We start from the raw sequence: 21,206 nt of genomic DNA on the forward strand, positions 1-21,206 counted from the left end.
GAGGCCGTGACGCCGGAGGCGTTCATGGGCAGGGCGGCCGAGGGCAGGCTGAAGGCGCAAAGGCCGAGGCCGGCCAAGAGCGCCGAGGCGAGAAGGGTGTGCTTCATGATTGGGTCTCCTTTGTCTACGGGGATCACATCTTCTTCTTGGAATACTCGAACTTCGGCGCGTTCTTCAGGGTGTCCTTATCGGTATCGGCGTGGACCATCCACTTACCGTCCTTGTTGCTGATGGCGAGCGAGGACGGGTCGAGCACGACGTAGCTTTCGCCGAGGCCCAGGAAGCCGCCGACGCTGACTACGACGCCTGTGAGGGTCTTGCCGTTCTCGATCACGAGATCCTCGACCTCGCCCACCGTCTCCTTCTTGTTGTTGTAGACGGTGGTGCCGACGAGCTTGGACGACATCACATCGGCTGGCTTCACGGTCATGAACTTCAGCTTCACCGTCGCCGTGTCGGCCATCTTCATCCCCATGTCTGAGGACGCCGGCATCGCGGTGCCGGGGGTGGGCGCAGCTGGGGCCGGAGTGGTCTGGGCCACGGCGGGCATCGACAGGTAGGTAAGCGCGAGGGCAGCGGCGAGGGCGCGATGTGTCAAGGGGATCTCCTGGAAAGGGGCCTGAATGGGCGGGACTGCCCGCAAAGCCCGGACGGCGATTGACCGACGCTCGATCAACCAGTTCGCAGGTCCAACGCGCCCGTTCAGGAAACGTTCATCTCAATCGCCAGGCGTAAGGCATAGAATAAGCTAGGCCGCCGACCCTTCAAATGCGTCAACGGGACGAATGAGCCTGATATCAGGGGTGTCATCCACGTGCATTTTACGGAACCATCACCCTATCTGCCGGAGATGACCTGTAGCTGCGCCTTGGAATTCATGAACTTATCGTGATCGGTGTTTTGAAACTTGCGGATAAGTCAGTGCGTAGGGGTAGCATGAGCCTCGGTTTCCGAAGCTTCATCTCACTTATAGGATTTGCCATGATACGCTCGACCCTGAACGCCGTCTTCCTCGCCGTCGGCCTTACCGTGGCCGCTCCCGCCCTCGCCGAGACCTCCCCAATGGTCGGCGGCGCGCCGATGCTGGCCGACAAGACTATCGTCGAGAACGCATCCAAGGCCAGCAACCTCACGACCCTCGTCGCCGCCGTGAAGGCTGCGGGCCTCGCCGACACCCTGAGCGGCAAGGGTCCGTTCACGGTCTTCGCCCCAACCAACGACGCCTTCAAGAAGCTGCCGGCCGGAACCGTGGATTCCCTGCTGAAGCCCGAGATGAAGAAGACCCTGACGGGCGTGCTCACCTACCACGTCGTCCCGGGTAAGCTCGATGCGAAGGAGCTGATGGCCAAGGCGAAGATGGGCGGCGCCGATGCCAATCTGAAGACGGTCGAAGGTCAGGTTCTGACCGTGAAGATGGACGGCAACCGGCTGGCGCTGATCGACCAGAAGGGCGGCGGCGCCATCGTTGAACAGGCCGACGTGAACCAGTCGAACGGCGTCGTGCACGTCATCGACAGCGTGCTGATGCCGAAGTAACCCGAAAGAATGCCACCCTATCTCCGCCAACGGGGGTGGGGTGGCCCTGCAAGCGATCCGCCATCTTGGCGTGAACGCCTCGGGCAGGAACTTAAGTCGGCGGGCAACACTTCGGTTCGACAATCCCGACGCCCAGGCGTCCGACCGGAACCCCGCCGATGCACGCCTTGGACCTTTCCCACCCTGCCAAAGGCCGCTCCGCCTTGCGCCTCGCCGGCGCGGTTGCCGTCATCGTCGGGCTCGCCCTCGCCGGGCCAGCCTTTGCGCAGTCCGTAGGCAGCTCCATCGACCAACCCACGCCCGGTACGCTCCCATCGGGAACGTCGACCACGAAGGGATCAGGCGCCGCGCGCCACCAGGGCACCGGCGGGGTCGCGCCGCCGAGCGCGATCCAGTCCTCGACGGACGTCATGCAGTCCGAAGGCTCGGTCCAGGGCCAGGGCCAGGGCGGTCGAACCAACCCTATCCAGCACCTCCCGAAGGACATGCGCTGAGGCGCGCGCCAGCGGGCGGGATGACAAGCCCCGGCTCGATGGACCGATTGCCCGGACACCTGCCACCCATCGGCGGGTGTCGCGACAAGGACTTCCGCGATGTTCTTCGATAGCTGGTCCGGCCTGCTCAGGGTCGTGGTCGTCGCCCCCCTGGCGTACGTCGCCCTGATCCTGTTCCTTAGGATCTCGGGCAAGCGCACCCTAACGAAACTGAACGCCTTCGACCTCGTGGTCACGGTCGCACTTGGCTCGACGTTGTCCTCCATCGTCCTGACGAAGTCGGTCGCGCTGTTGGAGGGCGTCCTCGCCCTGGCGACCCTCATCGGCCTGCAATACGCGATTACGTGGTCGAGCGTCCGCTCTGCCCGGGTCCGGTCGCTGATCAAGGCCGAGCCGACCCTCCTCGCGCACAAGGGGCATCTGGTCGAGAGCGCGATGCGCCGGCAGCGCCTGACCCGCGACGACGTTCTATCGGCCCTGCGCTCGGAGGGGCTGGATGACCTCTCCCAAGTCGCGGCGGTGGTTCTGGAGACCGATGGCTCGATCAGCGTGCTCAAGTCGCTCTCCGGCCGCGAAGACGGCTTGGACGGGGTGCCGCCGCGCGAGAGTGACCAACCCGATCCTAGCCTCCCGTGAGATCTCTCGTCCGCTACGCGCTCTTCCTCCTCGCGCTGGTCCTCTCGGCCGCGAGCCTGATCCCACTGGTGCCCACCGAGTGGTGGTGGGTGCGCCTGCTCGACTTCCCGCGCCTACCCTTCGCCCTGGGATTGCTTGCGGTCGGCCTCGGCCTCCTGCTCTTTCTCCGGGAATCCGCGAGATCAAGAACGTCAACGCTGGCCCTTGTGGCGGCCGCCCTCACCGTCGATGCGTGGGTGCTTCGGCCCTACCTGCCGACCGCGGGCGTGAACATCGATGCCTGTCCCACCGAGGGCCGACTTTCCGTGATGGTTGCCAACGTTCAGCTTGGGAACAGAAAGGCCGCCGCCCTGGTCGAGGCCGTCGGGCGGGTCGAGCCGGACCTTTTCCTCGCAATGGAGACCGACGCCTGGTGGGACGAGGCCCTGAAGCCCGTTCTCGCGGCGATGCCCCATGCCCTTCAGCGGATCACGGGGTCGTATTATGGCATCCACCTGTACTCCCGGCTGCCGCTGGTAAACGGGAGCATCCGGCACCTCGCGGGTCAGGACACCCCGGCCATCGTCACCGGCGTCACCCTGCGCAGCGGCGAGACCGTCGATTTTGTCGGCATCCACCCGAAGCCCCCGCAAGCCTGGCAATCCGCACGCGGACGGGATGCCCAGCTCTACGCGGCGGCGGACGTGCTGCGGACGCAGGTCGAGCCTGGCATCCTCGCCGGTGACCTCAATGCCACGCCCTGGGAGATCGCGGTCGAGCGCATGGCGCGACTGTCCGGTTTGATCGATCCACGGCAGGGTTTCGGCTACGTCGCGACCTGGAACGCCGATGCGTGGTGGATGCGCTGGCCCCTCGACCACGTCTTTCACGGAGGCGGGTTCGCGACGGTGTCCGTCGAGCGCCTCGACGCGTTCGGATCGGACCACTTCCCCTACCTCGTCCGCCTCTGCCGTCAGGCCGTGGAAGGTGCGAAGGCTCCCCCCGAGCGGGATGCGGACGATGTCGCTACGGCCAACGCGGTGCTTGCTTCGGCGGGCGCGACAGAACGGCTGGGCTCGCGTTGACGACCATCACCCATCGACAGGTCCCGGCAGTCTCTCGCTGCGCGGGCGGGGAGCGCCCGTGATCTCCATCTTCGACCTCGCCGCGATGCTGCTGACCCTCTCGGCCCTATTCGGCTGGCTGAACCGGCGGTTCCTGAGGATGCCGCACACCATCGGCCTCCTCGTCATGGGCCTTGCCGCCTCGCTGGCCCTCGTCGGCCTCGACCTCGCCTTCCCGGCCCAGCACCTCTACGAGGACCTCACGAAGGTGCTGCGCCAGGTCGACTTCACCGATGTGGTGATGAACGGCATGCTGGCCTTTCTGCTGTTCGCCGGCGCCATGAGCCTCGACCTTCGAACGCTGCGCGACCGGGCCTGGGCCGTGGCGACGCTGGCGCTCCTCGGCACCCTGATCTCCACTGCCCTCGTCGGCGGCGCGTTCTGGCTGGCGGCCGACCTCATCGGCCGGCCCATCCCGCTCGCGTGGGCGCTCGTCTTCGGCGCTCTGATCAGCCCGACCGACCCAGTCGCGGTCCTTGCGACGCTGAAGAACGTCAAGGTCCCCGAGACGCTGGAGGTCGAGATGCAGGGCGAGGCCCTGTTCAACGACGGCGTCGGCATCGTGCTGTTCACTGTCCTCGTCGCCTTCGCGGCCGGCACGGGCGGCGAGGCCACCAGCGCCACCGGCATTTCCTGGCTCCTGCTCCAGGAGGCGGGCGGCGGCCTGCTCCTCGGGATCGTCACCGGCTACGTTGCCTACCGGGCTATGAGAACCATCGACGACTTCCCCGTCGAGGTGCTGATCACCCTGGCGCTCGTGGCTGGGACCTACGCACTTGCCCAGAAGATCCATGCCAGTGGGCCCCTCGCGGTGGTCGCCGCCGGGCTGCTGGTCGGGGATCGCGCTCCGCGCGACGCGATGAGCGAGCGGACCCAAGGCTACGTCTCCGCCCTTTGGACCCTCATCGACGAGGTGTTGAATTCGGTGCTGTTCCTACTGATCGGCCTAGAAGTGCTGGTTCTGCGCTTCGAGGCGAACGGCCTGCTCCTCGCCGCCTGCGCGGTGCCCATCGTCCTACTGGCCCGGCTGGTGGCGGTGTCGACGCCCCTCCTCGTCTTCCGCTGGGGTGGCCACCTCTCCCCCCGCAACGTGCCGTTCCTGACATGGGCAGGGGTGCGCGGGGGCATCTCGGTGGCGCTGGCACTCTCCATTCCCGAGAGCGACGCCAAGCCCGTAATCCTGGCGGCGACATACGCGGTCGTGCTCTTCACCATCATCGTCCAGGGCTCGACCCTCGGCATGGTGGCTCGGCGCACGCTGCGGGAAGGCTGAGAACGAGGTACGGATGTCTGATGGCCGAGACGAGACTTCGATGCCAATGCCTTCCGCACGCCTATCCGGCATGGCGATTTCGATGAGGCTTCCGCGCCGCATGGCTAAGGTCGCACGTAGCCCCTCGACGGCCTCCTGACGCCGCATGTCGCTGACCTACCGTATCCTCCTGCTTGTCCTGCTTGCGCTGGCGCCGGCTCTCGCAATCCAAGGATACAACGAGTATGCACTGCGCGCCTCGCGCGACGCGGTCATCCGCGCCGACACGATGGCCACCGCCCGTACCGTCGCCGAGGATGTCGAGCAGGTCGCCGAGAACGTGCGCCAAGCCCTCGACTACGTCGCCCAGGACCCCTCTGTGCGCAGCCTCGATTCCTCCGGCTGCACGGAGTACTTGCGCCGCGCGGCCGCGAACTCGGCACATCTCGCGCTCGTCGCGCTCACCCGGCCGGACGGAACCGTAGTCTGCAACAGCGTCGGCTCGGCACCGGGCGCCTACACGAATGCCGAACGCGCCTATCACAGGCGCGCCATCGCCCGGGACGGGTTCGCCATGGGCAACTACGTCAGGGGCACCGCGACGGGACGGCCGTCTCTGCACTTCGCCAAGCCCCTCAAGGACGCCGATGGGCGAACCGTCGGCGTGCTGGTCGCGGCCATCGACCTCGACTGGTTCTCGCGCCACCTGCAGCGAAACCTGCGCCTGCCGAGTACCTCCGTCACGGTGGCCGACGAGGATAGGACCATCATAGTCCGCTACCCGGACGGCGAGCCCTGGATCGGCAGACCCATACCCGAGGAACGTCAGCGTATCCTGATGGAACGTGGTGAGGGCGTCCGGGTCGGCCCGGGCATCGACGGGCGCGAGCGCGTGCTCGCCAGCGCGCATCCTACGGGACCGGCCGCCGCGGCCTGGATCACGGTCGGGCGGGACCGCAAGACTGCCTATGCCGACATCGAGGCGGCAACCCGCAGGGGAATCGTGCTGATCGCGCTCGGGGCCGTCCTCGCCATCGCCGCGGCGCTGGTGGCCGGCCGGATCTTCATCCGGCGGCCCGTCGACCGCCTGCTGCGGACTGCCGCCGCTTGGCAGTCCGGCGACCTGTGCGCGAGGACCGGTCTCCGGGGATCGAACGAGTTCGGCCGGCTCGGGACGAAGCTGGATGGCATGGCGGCCAGCCTGCAGCGCAACGAGACGGAGCTCCGCGAGGAGGTCCGCAACGGCCGGGAAATGCAGGAGCGGCAGGTGACGATGCTCCACGAGTTGAACCATCGCGTGAAGAACACGCTCGCCACGGTTCAGGCGCTCGCCCGGCAATCGACGCTTGGCGGAGAAGCCCCTGGCGAACGGCTTGAGGCACGCATCCTGGCCCTGTCGAAGACCCACGACCTGCTGACGCGGGACGACTGGTCGGGCGCCCCGTTGCGGGCCGTGTTGGAGAACGAGCTCGGCCCCTATCGCGGCGGCGACAACGCCTTCGTGTTCGATGGTCCCAACGTCGACCTGCCGCCGCGGCATGTCCTCTCCCTCGGCATGACGCTGCACGAGCTCGTGACGAACGCGGTCAAGCACGGGGCGCTGTCGGTGGCGGGCGGCGGGATCCAGGTGCGCTGGTCGGTCGTGGCCGCTGCCGGGGGCGTGGGTCGCCTGAGGCTCGATTGGACCGAGACCGGCGGCCCGCCGACGTCGCCTCCTGCCCGGCGAGGGTTCGGCACGCGCCTCATCGCGGTGAGCGTGGAGCGCGAACTCGACGGCACGGTCTCCATGGACTTCGCAGCGACTGGCCTTCGCTTCTCCTTCGAAGTGCCGCTGGGACCGTTGGGGGCGGCGCATCTCAGCCCTCTCGTGATCGTCCATTGAAGTGTATACGGATGCTTTCGCGGGGCTACGCGCGACACCATCTGGCCGCTAATAAAGCCTTACGAAGACAATGGATGCTATGAGGGGCAAGATCGACGGTGGCGAGCAGGTCAAGGCGCGCAGGGACGTCGTACTGGCCGCTTACGATATCCTCGATACGCCCGGGGAGGCCGAGTTCGACGACATCGTGAGGGTGGCGTCAGAGACCTGCGGCATGCCCGTGTCCCTAATCTCGCTTCTTGATCGGGACCGCGACCGTCAGTGGTTCAAGGCAGAGACCGGCTTCGGGCAGAGCGAGACGCCCCTCTCCCAGTCGATTTGCGCCTACACCGTACGGCAGGACGACGTGTTCGAGATTGAGGACCTGCGCCTCGACACCCGAACGGCGAACAACCCCCTAGTGACAGGCGGACCGCAGGTCCGCTTCTACGCCGGCGCCCCGCTCCGGACCGCGGACGGCGTCGCCCTCGGGGCGCTGTGCGTCCTCGACACGAAGCCGAACAAGCTGACGGCCTCGCAAGCGTTCGTTCTGCGTACGCTGGCACATCAGGTCATGACGACACTTGAACTGCGCCGCTCTCTTCGGATGCGTCGCGAGGGCGACCGGCGCAACAAGGCGATCCTGGAGAGTGCGGTCGACTACGCCATTGTTTCCCTGGACCTCGACGGCATGGTGACGAGCTGGTCCCCGGGTGCGGAGCAAATCCTCGGATGGGACGAGGCGGAGATGTGCGGCAAGCCCGCACACGTGTTCTTCACCGAGGAGGACGTCGCCTGTGGCGTACCCGAAAGAGAGATGGGGGCGGCGCTTCTGCACGGGCGTGGGGCCGACGAGCGCTGGCACGTGCGCAAGGACGGCAGCCGCTTCTGGGCCAACGGTGAGATGATGCCGCTGCGCGACGAGGACGGCCGGCACGAGGGCTTCATCAAGGTCCTGCGCGACCGCACGGCGCAACGTAACGCCGCCGCCAAGGAGCAGGCCGACGCCGCCTTCATGCGCGGGGTGCTGTCGTCCTCGGCCGATTGCATCAAAGTGCTCGACCCCGACGCCCGGCTGACCTTCATGAACGAGGGAGGCTTGGCCGTGATGGAGGCCGACGACTTTAATCAGGTGAAGGGCTGCGACTGGATCCGGTTCTGGCAGGGACAGGCCCAGGCGGACGCTAAGGCGGCGTTCTGGACGGCGCTGGCCGGCGGCACCGGGCACTTTCAGGGACCGGCGGAGACCCTGAAGGGTAAGGCGAAGTGGTGGGACGTACAGGTAACGCCCATCCGCGGACCGGACGGCCGGCCCGAGCGGCTGCTGGTGGTCTCGCGCGACGTGACGGCCCAGCGCGCCTCCGAGCAACGCATCGTCGAGAGCGAGCAGCGCTGGCGCGGCCTGTTCGAGGGCATGCAGGAGGGGTTCTTCAGCGGCGAGATCATCCGGGATGCGGATGGACGGGTATTCGACTACCGGTTCGTCGAGATCAACCCGGCCTTCGCCGCGCAGTCGGGGCTGAAGGTGGAGACCGTGGGACGCACCGTGCGCGAGGTGATCCCGGGCATTCCAGGCTGGGTCATCGAGACCTACGCACGTGTGGTCGACACCGGCGTCCCGGAGGTCTTCGAGATCACGGTGCCCGAACTAATGCGGACGTTCGAGGTCCGCGCCTATCGCGAATCCGAAAACCGCTTCGCCGCGATGTTCATCGACGTCTCCGAGCGGCGGCGCGCCGATGCGAGGCGAGCGGCCCTCGCGGAACTTGGTGACCGCCTGCGCAACACCGGCGACCGCACGGAGATCGCCCGGGTGGCGGCGGAGATCCTCGGCCGTACGCTTGGACTGTCGCATGCCGGATACGGCGACGTTGACCATGACCGTGAGACCATCGCCGTCGGGGAAGGTTGGTCCGCCCCAGGCATCCCGGGCATCGGAGGGCTGCATGGCTTCCGGGATTACGGCACCTACATCGACGGCCTTAAGAACGGCCACGCCGTGATCATCGACGACGTCACCGAGGATCCGCGCACGGCCAGGGACGCCGAAGCCCTAGCGGGCATCCACGTGCGCTCTCTGCTCAACCTGCCCCTGATGGAGCACGGGCGGTTCGTGGCGCTGCTGTTCGCGCTCAAGGCCGAGCCGTACGCCTGGAAGCCCGAGGAAGTCAGCTTCGCCAGCAACATCGCGGACCGGACCCGCGCCGCGCTGGCCCGGATCGAGGCGGAGGAACGCCAGCGCACACTCAACCTCGAACTTGGCCACCGTATGAAGAACATGCTGGCGATGGTGCAGGCCATCGCCACGCAGACCATGCGCAACGCCACGGACGTCAACACCGCCAAGGACGTCCTCGCTGGCCGCCTGATCGCCCTCGGCAACTCGCACGACCTGCTTCTCGGCGGCGAGGTCTGCGCGGCCCCGATCGGGTCCGTGATCCGGGGGGCGCTCAGGACCCACCAGGACAACCCCGGGCGCTTCGTCGTCGAAGGGCCGACCTTCACCGTCGGACCGAAGGCGGCGATGTCGCTGTCGCTGATCCTGCACGAGCTCGCGACGAACGCGGCCAAGTACGGCGCGCTCTCCACGGCCGAGGGGAAGATCTCCGTGGCCTGGGAGGTGCGGCAGGAGGCGGATGAGCCCTACTGCGCTCTGCGCTGGTCGGAGGAAGGCGGCCCGTCCGTCGAACCGCCGAAACGAACCGGGTTCGGCACGCGTCTCATCGGACGGGGTTTGGCCGGCAGCTTCGGGGGCGAGGTCGATCTGTCCTACCCTGTCACCGGCGTGGTCTGCACCATCGACGCTCCGCTGCGCGGCCTGCAGGCGGAGGACACGCCTCCGCCATAGCATCAAGGCGCGGGGACCTAGCGTGACGTTCCCACAAAGGCCTTATGGAGACGATGCAGCAGCTCTCCGAGCCTCCGGGACGGCGGTTGCGACGGCACGGCGTCGTACATCGCGCGCAAAGTCCTGCCGAGGTTCTTCTCGCTGGCGTTCGCCGGGGACGCGTAAACCCGGTTGATCTCTACGAAGGGCATGGATTTTTCGGTCTCGCCGTCCGACATGTGATGGCCCAGATCGCTTCCGTGGCGCGGTGCGCCTGCCCCTCCGGTCTCACACCGAGCCATACCGGCTCCGTCCAAGCGTGCAGGGAGCTTTTAGTTCCCTACGATAAGACTACTTTGGCCGCAGCATGCCGGAGCATTCGAAAGGGTCCAGTGTTTCGAATGCGTTTCCGATGGACAAACATGGCGCGGTCGCCGAGAGACGTTAGCCGGTCCCGGGATCGGTCGGTCCAATTACGATACCCCCGATCCGACCCGTTCGCTCTGGCAGCGTCGCCTTCGCAACCTTCCCCATCCCCTCCCGGCCGGGACGAACCCGGCTCATGTTTTCCGAGGAAGCAGCCATGAGCGAGCCGATGGCATCTCCCACGGCCGCTCCGGACGCGGCCGACTTCATCAACCTGGCGGATACCCTGCCGCAGATGGCCTGGATCGCGGACGCGAACGGGGACATCTTCTGGTACAATCAGCGTTGGTACGAGTACACCGGAACAACCATCGATTCCATGAAGGGTTGGGGCTGGAAGGCCGTGCACCACCCCGACCATGTCGACCGGGTCGTCGAGCGGATCTCGCGCGCCTTCAAATCCGGCGAAGCCTGGAACGACACCTTCCCCTTGCGCGCCGCCACCGGCGAGTACCGCTGGTTCCTCTCGATGGCCAACCCCTTTCGCGACGCGGAGGGAGAGGTCATCCGCTGGTACGGGACCAACACGGACATTACCGACCGCAAGCGCATGGAGGCGCGGCTGGCCAGCAAGGCCCGCGACCTACGCCGCACTAACGAGGAACTAGAGCAGTTCGCCTACGTCGCCTCGCACGACCTGAAGGCGCCCCTTCGCGGCATCGAGAACCTCGTCGGCTGGATCGAGGAAGACCTCGAAGATTCGCTGACCGGCGACGTCCAGACCAACATGGAGCTCCTTAAGAGCCGGGTCCGGCGCCTGGAGAGCCTGCTCGACGACCTTCTGGCCTACTCAAGGGCCGGACGCGCGGACGTGGCCTTCACCCAAGTCAACACCAAGGCCCTCGTCGAGGAGCTCGCCGTCCTGGTGAGCCCGCAAGAGGGGTTCGAGATCGCAGCCGCGGATGACCTGCCGACGCTGAACGCGGCGAAGGCCCCGCTCACCCAGGCGCTCCAGAACCTGATCGGCAACGCGATCAAGCATCACGACCATCCGGGGGACGGTCGCGTCCGGGTCGATGCGCACTCCGTGGGCGATATGGTAGAGTTCGTCGTGACGGACGACGGTGCCGGCATCCCCGAGCAGTTCCGCGAACGCGTGTTCGGCATGTTTCAGACCCTGAGGCCACGCGACGAGGTCGAGGGGAGCGGCATGGGACTGGCCATCGTCAGGAAGCTCGTCGAGCGTCAGGGTGGCAAGGTCTGGCTGACCGAGGGCCGGGAGGGGCGTGGCCTCTCGGTCCATTTCACGTGGCCGAAGGACGGCGCGAAGGGGGGAACTGATGGGTTCGACGGTTAACCTGCTGCTGGTCGACGACGACGAGGTTGACGTCCAGGGACTGAAGCGTGCCTTCAAGAAAAGCAAGATCGGCAACCCGATCACGGTCGCCCGCGACGGCATCGAGGCGCTGGAGTACCTGCGAGGCCAGAACGGCAAGGAGAAGCTGCCGAAGCCTCACCTCATCCTGCTTGACCTCAACATGCCGCGCATGAACGGCATTGAGTTCCTGGAGGAGATCCGGGCCGACGAGGATTTGCGCACCGCCGTGGTGTTCATGATCACCACCTCGAAGGCGGACGAGGACCGCATGCGGGCCTACGGGCACAACGTCGCCGGCTACATCGTCAAGCGGGACCCGGCCAACACCTTCATGGAGGCGGTCTCCATGCTGGAGCACTTCTGGAAGGTGGTCGAGTTCCCGCAATAGGGTTCGGCAGACACGTGGAATCCCCCACCCGCATCCTGCTGATCGACGACGACGCCGTCGACCGGACGTCCGTGCGCCGCGCCTTGAAGAAGTCGGGGCTGAAGCACGACCTGACCGAGGCGCCCGACGGCACGACAGGGCTGCGGCTGGCGCGGGAGGGTGCGTTCGATTGCATCCTGCTCGACTACCGCCTGCCGGACGTCGACACCTTCGACCTCCTCGCCTCCCTCCTCGCCCTGCCGGGCGAGGGTCACGCCGTGCTGATGCTGACTGGCGAGGCAGACGAGGACCTGGCGTTCCGGCTCATGCGTGCCGGTGCCCTCGATTACCTCGCCAAGGCGGAGGCGACGCCGTCGAGCCTCGCACGCGCCATCCGGTACGCGGAGGCCCGCCGCGGCTTCCAGGCCAAACTCGACGAGGCCCGGCGCGAAGCCGAGGCGAAATCCTTGGAGCTCGACACACTGAACCGGCAGAAGACCCTGCTGTTCTCGATCATCGCGCATGATCTGCGTAATCCCTTCCAGGCGCTGCTCGGGCTGTCCGAGGTGCTTGGGAAGGCAGTAGCCTCGCGGGACCACGCCTCCATCGAACGTCGGGCCAAAGGCATCAACGACGCCGCCACCCAGGCCTACTCCCTGCTTGAAAGCCTGTTCTCATGGGCTAGCCTGCAGATGGACACGATGGCTGTCACCATCACCGACGTCGATCTCGGCAAAGTCGCCAGCGAGGTGATACAGGGCGGCGCCGAGGCCGCAGCCGACAAGGGACTGACCCTGTCGGTTGCCTGCGACGGGATCAAGGTCCGGGCGCAGCGCGACATGCTCGCCACCGTCCTGCGCAACCTCGTCAGCAACGCGGTCAAGTTTACGCTTCCCAGCGGGACCATCACGGTCACCGGCCGGCACGATGGTGACGCCATCGAGATTTCCGTCACGGACACTGGTGTCGGCATGCCTCCGGGCAAGGTCGACGATCTGTTCCGCCTGGACCGGCGCACGACCACAAACGGCACCGCGGGCGAGCGCGGAAGCGGCCTCGGGCTCCTGCTCTGCCGCGACCTGGTCGAACGCCAGGGAAGCGCGCTCACTGTCGAGAGCGCCGTGGACAAAGGAACGACCTTCCGGTTCCGCTTACCTGCCGTAGACCCAAGCCCAAGGTCCCTGGCGGTTGCCTGAGGCCCGCCCCGATGTGATGCGTATCCAGGCATACCATGCGTTGCCTTGATCATCCCAGTAATCGCCCTTGCCAACGGGCCCTGATCGCGCAGGGTCGGCGAGTAGCGGGTGTCGATGGCGTTCGGCAGATCCTCGATCTCGACTGGAGCGACGGTCTCCGGCACTGAACGTCCGGGACGGGTGGTTTTCGGCCCGTCCGCTTCCGGTGGATGGATGCCTTGAACAAGACATAGCCTTTGGGACCGTTCGTGACCTAACACAGTCCGCTCACCTCACTTTGATAATTAATGAAACGGGCGAAGATTTGCGACCTAAAATCCCGCTTCATCCTGCGTGGTCAGGGTTGCCAATTGCGCTGAGCACTTCGCCCTTCCGAAATCCGTGACAAATTTCTTCGATCATTACCAGCGATAGCGTAGCGTCGCGAGGATCGTCTGTCTGTTTCCGTAGAAGCAGCCGGTCGCAGCGATGCATGTCGTGACGTAGGTTCTGTCGAACAGGTTCGTTGCGTTGAGCGCAAGGTCGACGCCCTTCAAACTCGGATAGCGATACCCGAAATCATAACGCAGCGCTGCGTCGACGAGCGTGACCGCGGGTGTCCGATAGAGGTTAGCGTTGTCGCCGACCGAGACGCCGATGTAGCGCACGCCCCCGCCGAGGCCGAGGCCAGCCCAATCCCCCGTTCGGATCGTGTAGTCGAGCCAGGCTGACGCCTGATGGCGTGGAACGAAGGGCAATTCGTTACCGACGATGCTGACACCCGCCGCGTTGGGGTTGGCCTTCGTGAACCTGCTGTTCATGGCCGCGTAGGAGGCGATGAAGTCGAGGCTGTCCGTGAGGCTGGCCTTGGCCTCCAGTTCAAGCCCACGAACTCGTGCCTCACCAGCCTGGGTGTTGAACCGGAAGTCGAGGGCGTCCGGCGTCAGCACGTTCTGCTGCTTCAGGTCGAACACCGCACCGGTGAGTAGGAGGTTCGAACCGGCCGGCTGGACCTTGATGCCGCCCTCGATCTGGTCGCCGGTGGTCGGAGCGAAGGGCGTGCCGAGCCGGTTGGTGCCGGAGGTCGGCTGAAACGACGTCGCGTAGCTCACGTAAGGGGCGAGGCCCCCCTCGAAGAGGTAGCTGAGGCCGACACGGCCGGTGAAGGCGGCATCGTCCTGCTTCACTTGCGCCAGCGCGCCGGTCGAGGCGGTCCGGGTCCGCGTGATGGCATTGGCCCAATCCTGGCGTCCGCTCAGCGTGAGACTGAAGCCCCCGAAGCGGATCTCGTCCTGCGCGTACACACCGGTCTGATTGCGCCCTTGCGTGATCTGCGTCCCGAGGGGCGGACGCGTGACCGTGCCGGCATAGACCGGGGCGAAGATGTCGACCGAGGGTACGATCCGCAGGTTGGACTCGTCGTAGCGCGCATCCTCGCGCAGGTAATCGGCACCGAAAAGGAGCGTATGTGCGAAAGGTCCGGTGAGGAAACGCGCCTCCGCCTGGTTGTCGACGTTGAAGAGGTTCGACCGTTCCGGGAAGGCCCAGGCATAACGCGACAACGTCCGTCCATCGGCGGCGAGACCGATCGCCTGGACGCGTTGGGTGTCGGCTTCGACATGCGCGAAGCGAAGGTTCTGGCGCACGGTCCAGACGTCGTTAAAGCGGTGCTCGAACGCGTAGCCGATGAAGCTCTGGTCGAGCTTGAACCGGTCGTAGTTCGGTTCGCCGATGAAGCGGCGCGTGGGGATGCGCCCGCGCGGGTTCGTGTACAGGGTCCCGAGGGTCGGCAGGCCTTGCGGCGCGCCGCCGCCGGGCGAGTTGATGTGCAGGTACTGAGACAGGATCGTGAAGGACGTGTCGGCGTCCGGCCGGAACGTGACGCTCGGTGCGATGAAGACCCGGTCTTCCTCCAGGTAATCCAGCTGGGTTCCGGTGGTGCGCGCGAGCCCGGTAAGCCGGTAGAGGATCCGGCCGTCCGGATCGACGGGGCCGGACAGGTCGAAGGCGGCCTGGGCACGTCCGTAACTGCCGGTTTGAAGCTGGATCTCGTGCAGGGGCACCGCGGTCGGACGCTTGCTGACGAGGTTGAGCAGGCCGCCTGGCGAGTTCTGCCCGTAGAGTCCCGAGGAAGGGCCCTTCAGCAGTTCGACGCGCTCCAGGCCGTACGTCTCGATGAGCGGCTGCGAGTAGCCCCGCGCGCCGAACGGCAGGCGCAGACCGTCCAGGTAACGTCCGGGCACGAAGCCGCGGACGTAGAGCCAGTCGTAGCGCAGGTCCGTGCCGTACTGGGTGAGCACGCCCGGGGTGTAGAGTAAGGCCTGGCGAACGTTCTGCGCCTGACGATCCTCGATCTCCTTCCGGCCGACCACATTGATGGCCTGCGGCGTTTCGAGAATCGACATACCGGTCTTCGTTGCCGTCGCGCTGCGTCTGGCAACGTAGCCGTTGACCGGTCCGAGGGCCGTGTCACCGGTCACCTCCAGGGCGTCGAGGGTGACGGCGCCGTCATGCTGGCCGGCGATTTCTGCCTGAGCGACTACACCGACGATGGTGGCCGACCGCTTGGCCGTGAAGTGCGGCACCAGGCCGGTGCCTGCAAGCAGTTGCCGCAAGGCTTCCATCCGGTCGTAGCGTCCGGAGAGTGGCTTCGAGCGCAGGCGGCGGCTGGCGTTGCTGTCGTAGATCAGCTGCACGCCGCTAATGGCGCCATAGGTTGCTAGAGCCTCGTCGAGGGGCTGCTCGGCAATCGCGAAGTCTAGGGTTTCGTCCGCATCCGGGTTGGGTGACGTCACGCGGATGATCCGCGCCTCGAACATCGGTCCCGTCAGGTCCGCGGGGGCGATGGCTGCCGAAGTCTGCGTCGGTAGGGCCAGCACGAGTGCTGCGACCCCACTCAATCCCGTCACCATCCGATAGCCGTCCCCTGCCCGATTCCGCCTGTGTCCGCGCGCCATCATCGTGCCCCACGCCATACTGCGGCTTGTCACCGCTGACCGACGGGTCGTGATCGCCCGTCTGATTCCTCAGACGCGCGCCGGGTGGCGAGCCCGCAAAAAAACTTTTTGCCTTTTCGCTGTCCGACGCCATTGCGCGGCGCTCAGCGCAGGACGACGAGGCGGTCGCCGAACCTGACCTCCGATAGGGCGAGGGCGGTGCGGATGCTGCCGAGGGCCTCCTCCGGCCGCGCGAGGTGGAACACGCCCGTCACCCGCCGGGCGGCCGCAGCCGAACTGGCGACGACGATCCGGCCCGGCCGGTATCGGTTGAGATCGTCCACGACCTGCGCCAGGGGCGTGCCGCGGAAGACAAGCAGGCCCCGCCTCCACGCCGCCGTGGCGGCGACGTCGATGGCGTGGAGGCCGCGCGCATCCGGTCCGATCCCGACCTCCTGTCCGGCCACGAGGCGCGTCGCAGGAACGCCCGGTGCGGGAACGACGGTAACGCGGCCGGACAGGCAGGCCACGTCGGCATCCTGGCCGCCGACCCAGCCGGACAGGCCTCCGCGCGGCCTGCAGCGGACGACGACCTCAGCCGGCTCGCTCGGCTCGGTGACGAGGCGCGCCTCACCCACGACCACGGCGAGGGCAGTGCGGTTGGCCGGAACGGTGACGGCCACCGAGCCCGCATGCAGAACGATGTCCTGCCGCATGTCGTCGAGATCGGCGTCCAGCGCGGTCTCGGCATCCAGCTCGATGCGGATGCCGCCCGGCAGGGTCACCGTCCGGATCTGGCCGGTTCCCGTCCGGTAGGGGGCACGCAGGGTCGGCCACCGCAACACAAGCGTCGCGCCCGCGGCGGCTATGGAAGCAGATGCGACCCCGCCGGCGGCCACTCGGCCGAGCATGCGCCGCCGGGTCATCCCGCGCGGTGCCTCCCGGGCGACTGTCGGCCTGGACGTGCCCGCGAGGGCGTCGCCCGTCCGCTGCCAAAGTCCGGCGGCAGCCCGGAACGCGGCGTCGTGCTCAGGCACGGAGCGCCAGAGGGCGAGGGCCCGGGCGTCATCCTGCGTCGCCGTTCCGGAGGTCAGGTGAACGACCCAGGCATGCGCCTGCTGCCGGACGCCGCCATCGTCGCCGCTTGTCGGCCCGTGCTGATGGTTCGGCGCCTTCATACTTCTCCCGCCGGTCTGCGGACGCGTTTCGCGTCATCGCACGGAAAGCGCGCCCGGTAGTAAAACGTTTCGATGCGTCGCATCCCGCAATCAATCCGGGATTCCGCTTGATCGGAGACGGTCCGCACAATGGTCGAGCGCCATCCTGACCTCGGCTTCCACGGTCCGGAGCGATACGCCGAGGCGCGCTGCGATGTATGCGTGACTCACGCCCTCGATCCGGCTCAGGCGAAAGGCCTCGGCGCGCCGGGGCGGAAGTTCGCGTAGAGCGGCAGCGAGGTTTTGGAGGTCCAGGCGACCCTGCGCCTGCCGATCCGGCCCCGGCGCCTCGTCTGTGACCGCCAGCAAATCGTCGATCTCGACGGGCGAGAGAAGCCGAGACTGGCGCACCTGCGCGCGGTTGTGATCCACGGCTAGGTTCGCCGCGACCTGAAACAGGAAGGCGCGCTCGTTGTGCAGTACGGTCCGTCCCTGCTCGGCCCGCGCAACTCGGATGAACGTTTCATGCATCAGATCGGACGCTTCGTGTCGGCCAACCTTTCGGCTCAGAAACCGCAGCAAAGCCTCGCAATGGCTGCGATAGAGAATCGCCAATCGGCTCGCAGGCCCATCATGGGCGGGATCGACGGCAGGCATTGACCTCTGCCTGTGCGAGAGGGCTGGGGTGGCTTGGTTATGCCGTGGCGTATAGCGACGATGGTCCATGGAGCAATAACATAAAAGTCACGCCCAAGAAACAATTCCCTAGTTTTTAATTGTTATATTTAGAACGAATGTTGTCTTCTTATATTTTCTACACGACGGGCGATGTAACTCGATGCGGCAATGTGATCTTGTGCGCAAATGCGCCGATGGTCTTTATTGCGGCTAGGTCTAAGATAGAACTGCAGGAGAACTGGGCACAGGGGCGGATGTCTGGTTGCGGCCGTGGTGATAAAGGTCGCATCCCGACCCCTGGTCGCAGTTGCCAGACAGCCGACGAATGTCCGCTATCGAGAAACGCCGATGTTGATCTGAGCGACTGGCTTGGGTCGAGACCCGTCCGTCTGCCCTACGGCAGGGTTGGGTGGATAGTTGCCTGTCTGCTATTGGGAGGTAGCTTAAGAAAGCGGACGCTTGCTCCGGAAACATCGGGGGCTGGCTCGCATCATACCGGAAGCTTCCTTGCTCCTCACGACGCGGCCGGGAAGGCCTGCGGCGTCCCCCGCCGGAAGCCCGCGCCGGGATGGCTCGCTCCGAGGTGCGGGCCGCTGCCTGGGAACAGCTTCTCGCGCAGCGTGCCCTCCGCGTAGCGGGTCTTGAAGACACCGCGCGATTGAAGTTCCGGGACGACGAGGTCGACGAAGGCTTCCAGGGTTTCCGGCGCCACTGCGCGGGTCAGGTTGAAGCCGTCGGCGTCGGTAGCCTCGGCCCAGGCGACGAGTTCGTCGGCGACCTCGGAGGGTGCGCCGACGATGAAGGGCGCGCGGGCCCCGCGCGGGCCGAACTCGGCAAAGTCCGCCCGGGTAAAGGGCCGCTCGCCGCCTTGCGTCAGGTTCTCCACCAGGGACTGCATGGCGTTCGTCTTGACGTAGGCCAGGGCCTCGTCGGGTCCCAGGGCTGACAGGTCGATGCCCGTCCAGCCCGAGACCAGGGCGAGCTGGCCCTCGACGTCGATGTAGCGCGCATACTCGTCGCGTAAGGACAGGGCCTCGGCGCGGGTCGGCGCCACGATGACGGTGGCGCCGAGGAACATGCGGATATCGTAAGGGTCGCGCCCGGCGGCGCGGGCCGCCTCGCGCAGGTCCCGCACGGCCTTGGCGGCCAGCGGCTTCGTCTGGCCGTTGAGGAACACGGCCTCGGCGTGGCGCCCTGCGAAGATCTTGCCCCGACTCGACGTGCCGGCTTGGTAGAGCACCGGCGTGCGCTGGGGCGAGGGCTCGGCGAGGTGCCGGCCGTCGATGCGATAGTACGGACCGTCGTGCCGGATGCGGTGGACCCGTGCCGGATCGGTGAAGACGCCGCCGGCCCGGTCGCGCCGGACGGCGCCCGCCTCCCAGCTGCCCTCCCAGAGCTTGTAGGCGGCCTCCAGGAAGTCGTCCCCAGCCTCGTAGCGTGTGTCGTGTGCCCGGGTCGTGTCCTGGCCCATGCCGCGGGCGCCGCTCTCGAGGTAGCCGGTGACGATGTTCCAGCCGACCCGGCCGCCGGTGAGGTGGTCGAGGGTCGTGATGCGCCGGGCGAAGGGATAGGGGTACTCGTAGGTCAGGTTGGCGGTGACGCCGAAGCCGAGATGGCGGGTCGCCTGCGCCATGGCGGGCACCACCAGGAACGGGTCGAGGTTCGGGGCCTGGGCGGCCCGCGACAGGGCCGCGTCGGCGGTGCCGGCGTAGACGTCGTACTGACCGAGTACGTCGGCGAGGAAGATTCCGTCGAAGAGGCCGCGCTCGGCGGTGCGCGCGAGGTCCACCCAGTAGTCGAGGCTGTTGTAGGCGCTCCCCGTGTCGCGTGGGTGCCGCCACAGGCCGGCCCAGGTGTGGCCCGGCGAGGCCATCTGGAAGGCGTTCAGCCGCAATTCTCGGCGCGTCGTCATCGAAGGATCCGTCTGCAGCGGGCGTGGCCTCGCCGGGTCTCGCCCAGGCAGGCGGGAAGCACGGGCAGGCGAGAGACCAGGAAGCTCAGGGTATTGCTAGCGAACGTCCGGTCAACAAGAACCTTCTTTTTTGGATCGCATCATCCAAAGGGGGTTTGTTCTTGCAAAGATGTTACTGTAGATATGTGTCCCAAATGCATGCGAACGTACGTCATTTTCCCGACGAAGACTTGATTTTCGAACGGTAATCCCGGATTTCAACAACGGCTGCCCGAGGGTTCAGCCGGCTCAGGACGGGATTGCAGGATCATGTCGCAAACGGATGCGGGTTGGGGGGCCGGCCCGAGCGCCCGCTACGAAGACCTCGCCGCGCGCTTTCGCCCGGCCTTCGCCGAGATCCGCGCCACCGCCGTGGCGCGGGACGGCGCGCGCCGGCTGCCGCATTCCGAGATCGCCTGGCTCAAGGAGGTGGGCTTCACCACCCTTCGGCTGCCGGAAGCGGCGGGCGGGCACGGGGCGAGCCTGCCCGAACTGTTCAATCTGCTGATCGAGCTGTCGCAGGGGGATTCGAACGTCACCAACGCGCTGCGTGCGCATTTCGGCTTCACCGAAGACGTGCTTTGCTCGACCTCGCCCGAATGGCGGGCGCGCTGGACCGGGCGGATCGCCGCCGGGGAGACCATCGGCAGCGGCGTCTCCGAGACCGGGGAGGCCAAGGTCGGCCAGTTCGACACCATCCTCCGCCGGCGCGGGGCCGAGCGGGTCGTCGACGGGCGGAAATTCTACACCACCGGCTCATTGTTCGCCGACTGGATCCACCTCTCGGCACAGGACGAGGACGGCGCGCCCGTGGTCGCGGCGGTCTCGACCCGGGCCCCTGGCGTGGCGATCGTCGACGACTGGGACGGATTCGGGCAGGCGCTGACCGCGAGCGGCACCGCGCATTTCACCGGGGTCGTGGTCGAGCTCGACTGGATCAAGCCGGACCCGGCGCGCTTTCCCTACGCCATGGCGTTCTTCCAGCTCGTGCACCTCGCCACGCTGGCCGGCATCGGCCGGGCCGCGGCCGAGGACGTCGCCCGGCTGGTGGCCGAGCGCCGGCGCGTCTACAGCCACGGCAATGCGGCCCGCACCGGCGACGACCCGCAGATCCAGGCGGTGGTCGGCCGCGTGCGGGGCAACGCCTACGCGGCCGGCGCCATCGTGCTGAAGGCGGCCGAGGCCCTGCAGCGGGTGTTCGAGGTCCGCCGCGACGGGGCCGATCCGACGGGACCGGCGGCGCTTGCCGACGTCGAGGTCAACCAGGCGGTCACGGTGGTGACGAACCTCGTGCTGGAGGCCACCACCGGCCTGTTCGACGCGCTCGGCGCCTCGGCGGTGAAGGAGGGCCTGGGCCTCGACCGCTACTGGCGCAACGCCCGCACCATCGCCTCGCACAATCCACGGATCTACCGCGACCGCATCGTCGGGGCCTTCGCGGTCAACGGCACCGCGCCGCCGCGCGAGTACCGCGTCGGTTCGGCCTGAG

16 protein-coding genes are annotated in these 21,206 nt (G+C 66.9%); 11 read left to right on the forward strand and 5 right to left on the reverse strand.

Going from position 1 to position 21,206, the window contains the following annotated elements:
- Positions 1 to 133: 133 nt before the first annotated feature.
- A complete protein-coding gene (locus MFF30_RS18075; RefSeq protein WP_373320935.1) occupies positions 134 to 598 on the reverse strand; it encodes a PRC-barrel domain-containing protein in 465 nt (154 codons plus the stop codon).
- A gap of 383 nt (positions 599 to 981) precedes the next feature.
- On the opposite strand from MFF30_RS18075, the gene MFF30_RS18080 reads away from it, so the two are divergent.
- From MFF30_RS18080 to MFF30_RS18125, 10 genes are all read left to right on the forward strand, one after another.
- Positions 982 to 1,536, forward strand: coding sequence for a fasciclin domain-containing protein (locus MFF30_RS18080; RefSeq protein WP_238280868.1), 555 nt, complete (start codon positions 982 to 984; stop codon positions 1,534 to 1,536).
- A 158-nt stretch (positions 1,537 to 1,694) separates the two neighbouring features.
- Entirely contained in the window at positions 1,695 to 2,030 is a 336-nt protein-coding gene (locus MFF30_RS18085) for a hypothetical protein (RefSeq protein ID WP_238280869.1), read from the forward strand.
- Positions 2,031 to 2,129: 99 nt separating this feature from the next.
- Entirely contained in the window at positions 2,130 to 2,666 is a 537-nt protein-coding gene (locus tag MFF30_RS18090) for a DUF421 domain-containing protein (protein ID WP_238280870.1), read from the forward strand.
- Positions 2,663 to 3,730: an endonuclease/exonuclease/phosphatase family protein gene (locus tag MFF30_RS18095; protein ID WP_238280871.1), complete on the forward strand. Its 1,068-nt coding sequence runs from the start codon at positions 2,663 to 2,665 to the stop codon at positions 3,728 to 3,730. Before MFF30_RS18090 ends, MFF30_RS18095 begins: the two co-directional genes overlap by 4 nt.
- Positions 3,731 to 3,788: 58 nt before the next feature.
- A complete protein-coding gene (locus MFF30_RS18100) occupies positions 3,789 to 5,042 on the forward strand; it encodes a cation:proton antiporter (protein ID WP_238280872.1) in 1,254 nt (417 codons plus the stop codon).
- A 145-nt stretch (positions 5,043 to 5,187) separates the two neighbouring features.
- The gene (locus MFF30_RS18105) at positions 5,188 to 6,903 is read left to right on the forward strand and encodes a sensor histidine kinase (protein ID WP_238280873.1); all 1,716 of its coding nucleotides are present in this window, start codon (positions 5,188 to 5,190) and stop codon (positions 6,901 to 6,903) included.
- 79 nt (positions 6,904 to 6,982) lie between these two features.
- The gene (locus tag MFF30_RS18110; protein ID WP_238280874.1) at positions 6,983 to 9,730 is read left to right on the forward strand and encodes a PAS domain-containing protein; all 2,748 of its coding nucleotides are present in this window, start codon (positions 6,983 to 6,985) and stop codon (positions 9,728 to 9,730) included.
- A gap of 574 nt (positions 9,731 to 10,304) precedes the next feature.
- The gene (locus MFF30_RS18115; protein ID WP_238280875.1) at positions 10,305 to 11,432 is read left to right on the forward strand and encodes a PAS domain-containing sensor histidine kinase; all 1,128 of its coding nucleotides are present in this window, start codon (positions 10,305 to 10,307) and stop codon (positions 11,430 to 11,432) included.
- The gene (locus MFF30_RS18120; protein ID WP_018042937.1) at positions 11,416 to 11,841 is read left to right on the forward strand and encodes a response regulator; all 426 of its coding nucleotides are present in this window, start codon (positions 11,416 to 11,418) and stop codon (positions 11,839 to 11,841) included. The genes MFF30_RS18115 and MFF30_RS18120 overlap by 17 nt, the downstream gene beginning before the upstream one ends.
- Positions 11,842 to 11,855: 14 nt before the next feature.
- Positions 11,856 to 13,016 (forward strand): hybrid sensor histidine kinase/response regulator, encoded by a 1,161-nt coding sequence (locus MFF30_RS18125; protein ID WP_238280876.1) that lies wholly within the window; start codon positions 11,856 to 11,858, stop codon positions 13,014 to 13,016.
- Positions 13,017 to 13,417: 401 nt separating this feature from the next.
- Here the strand turns inward: MFF30_RS18125 and MFF30_RS18130 are convergent, their stop codons facing one another.
- From MFF30_RS18130 to MFF30_RS18145, 4 genes are all read right to left on the reverse strand, one after another.
- Entirely contained in the window at positions 13,418 to 15,907 is a 2,490-nt protein-coding gene (locus MFF30_RS18130; RefSeq protein ID WP_238280877.1) for a TonB-dependent siderophore receptor, read from the reverse strand.
- A gap of 188 nt (positions 15,908 to 16,095) precedes the next feature.
- Positions 16,096 to 17,109 carry a FecR family protein gene (locus MFF30_RS18135; protein WP_238280878.1) on the reverse strand — a complete coding sequence of 338 codons (1,014 nt, stop codon included), beginning with the start codon at positions 17,107 to 17,109 and terminating at the stop codon, positions 16,096 to 16,098.
- A gap of 90 nt (positions 17,110 to 17,199) precedes the next feature.
- Positions 17,200 to 17,745 (reverse strand): RNA polymerase sigma factor, encoded by a 546-nt coding sequence (locus MFF30_RS18140; RefSeq protein ID WP_238280879.1) that lies wholly within the window; start codon positions 17,743 to 17,745, stop codon positions 17,200 to 17,202.
- Positions 17,746 to 18,280: 535 nt separating this feature from the next.
- The gene (locus tag MFF30_RS18145) at positions 18,281 to 19,678 is read right to left on the reverse strand and encodes an LLM class flavin-dependent oxidoreductase (protein WP_238280880.1); all 1,398 of its coding nucleotides are present in this window, start codon (positions 19,676 to 19,678) and stop codon (positions 18,281 to 18,283) included.
- A 309-nt stretch (positions 19,679 to 19,987) separates the two neighbouring features.
- On the opposite strand from MFF30_RS18145, the gene MFF30_RS18150 reads away from it, so the two are divergent.
- A complete protein-coding gene (locus MFF30_RS18150; protein ID WP_238280881.1) occupies positions 19,988 to 21,205 on the forward strand; it encodes an acyl-CoA dehydrogenase family protein in 1,218 nt (405 codons plus the stop codon).
- Position 21,206: the final 1 nt, after the last annotated feature.

The organism is Methylobacterium goesingense, assembly GCF_022179225.1.
GTDB classification, from domain to species: Bacteria; Pseudomonadota; Alphaproteobacteria; order Rhizobiales; family Beijerinckiaceae; genus Methylobacterium; species Methylobacterium goesingense.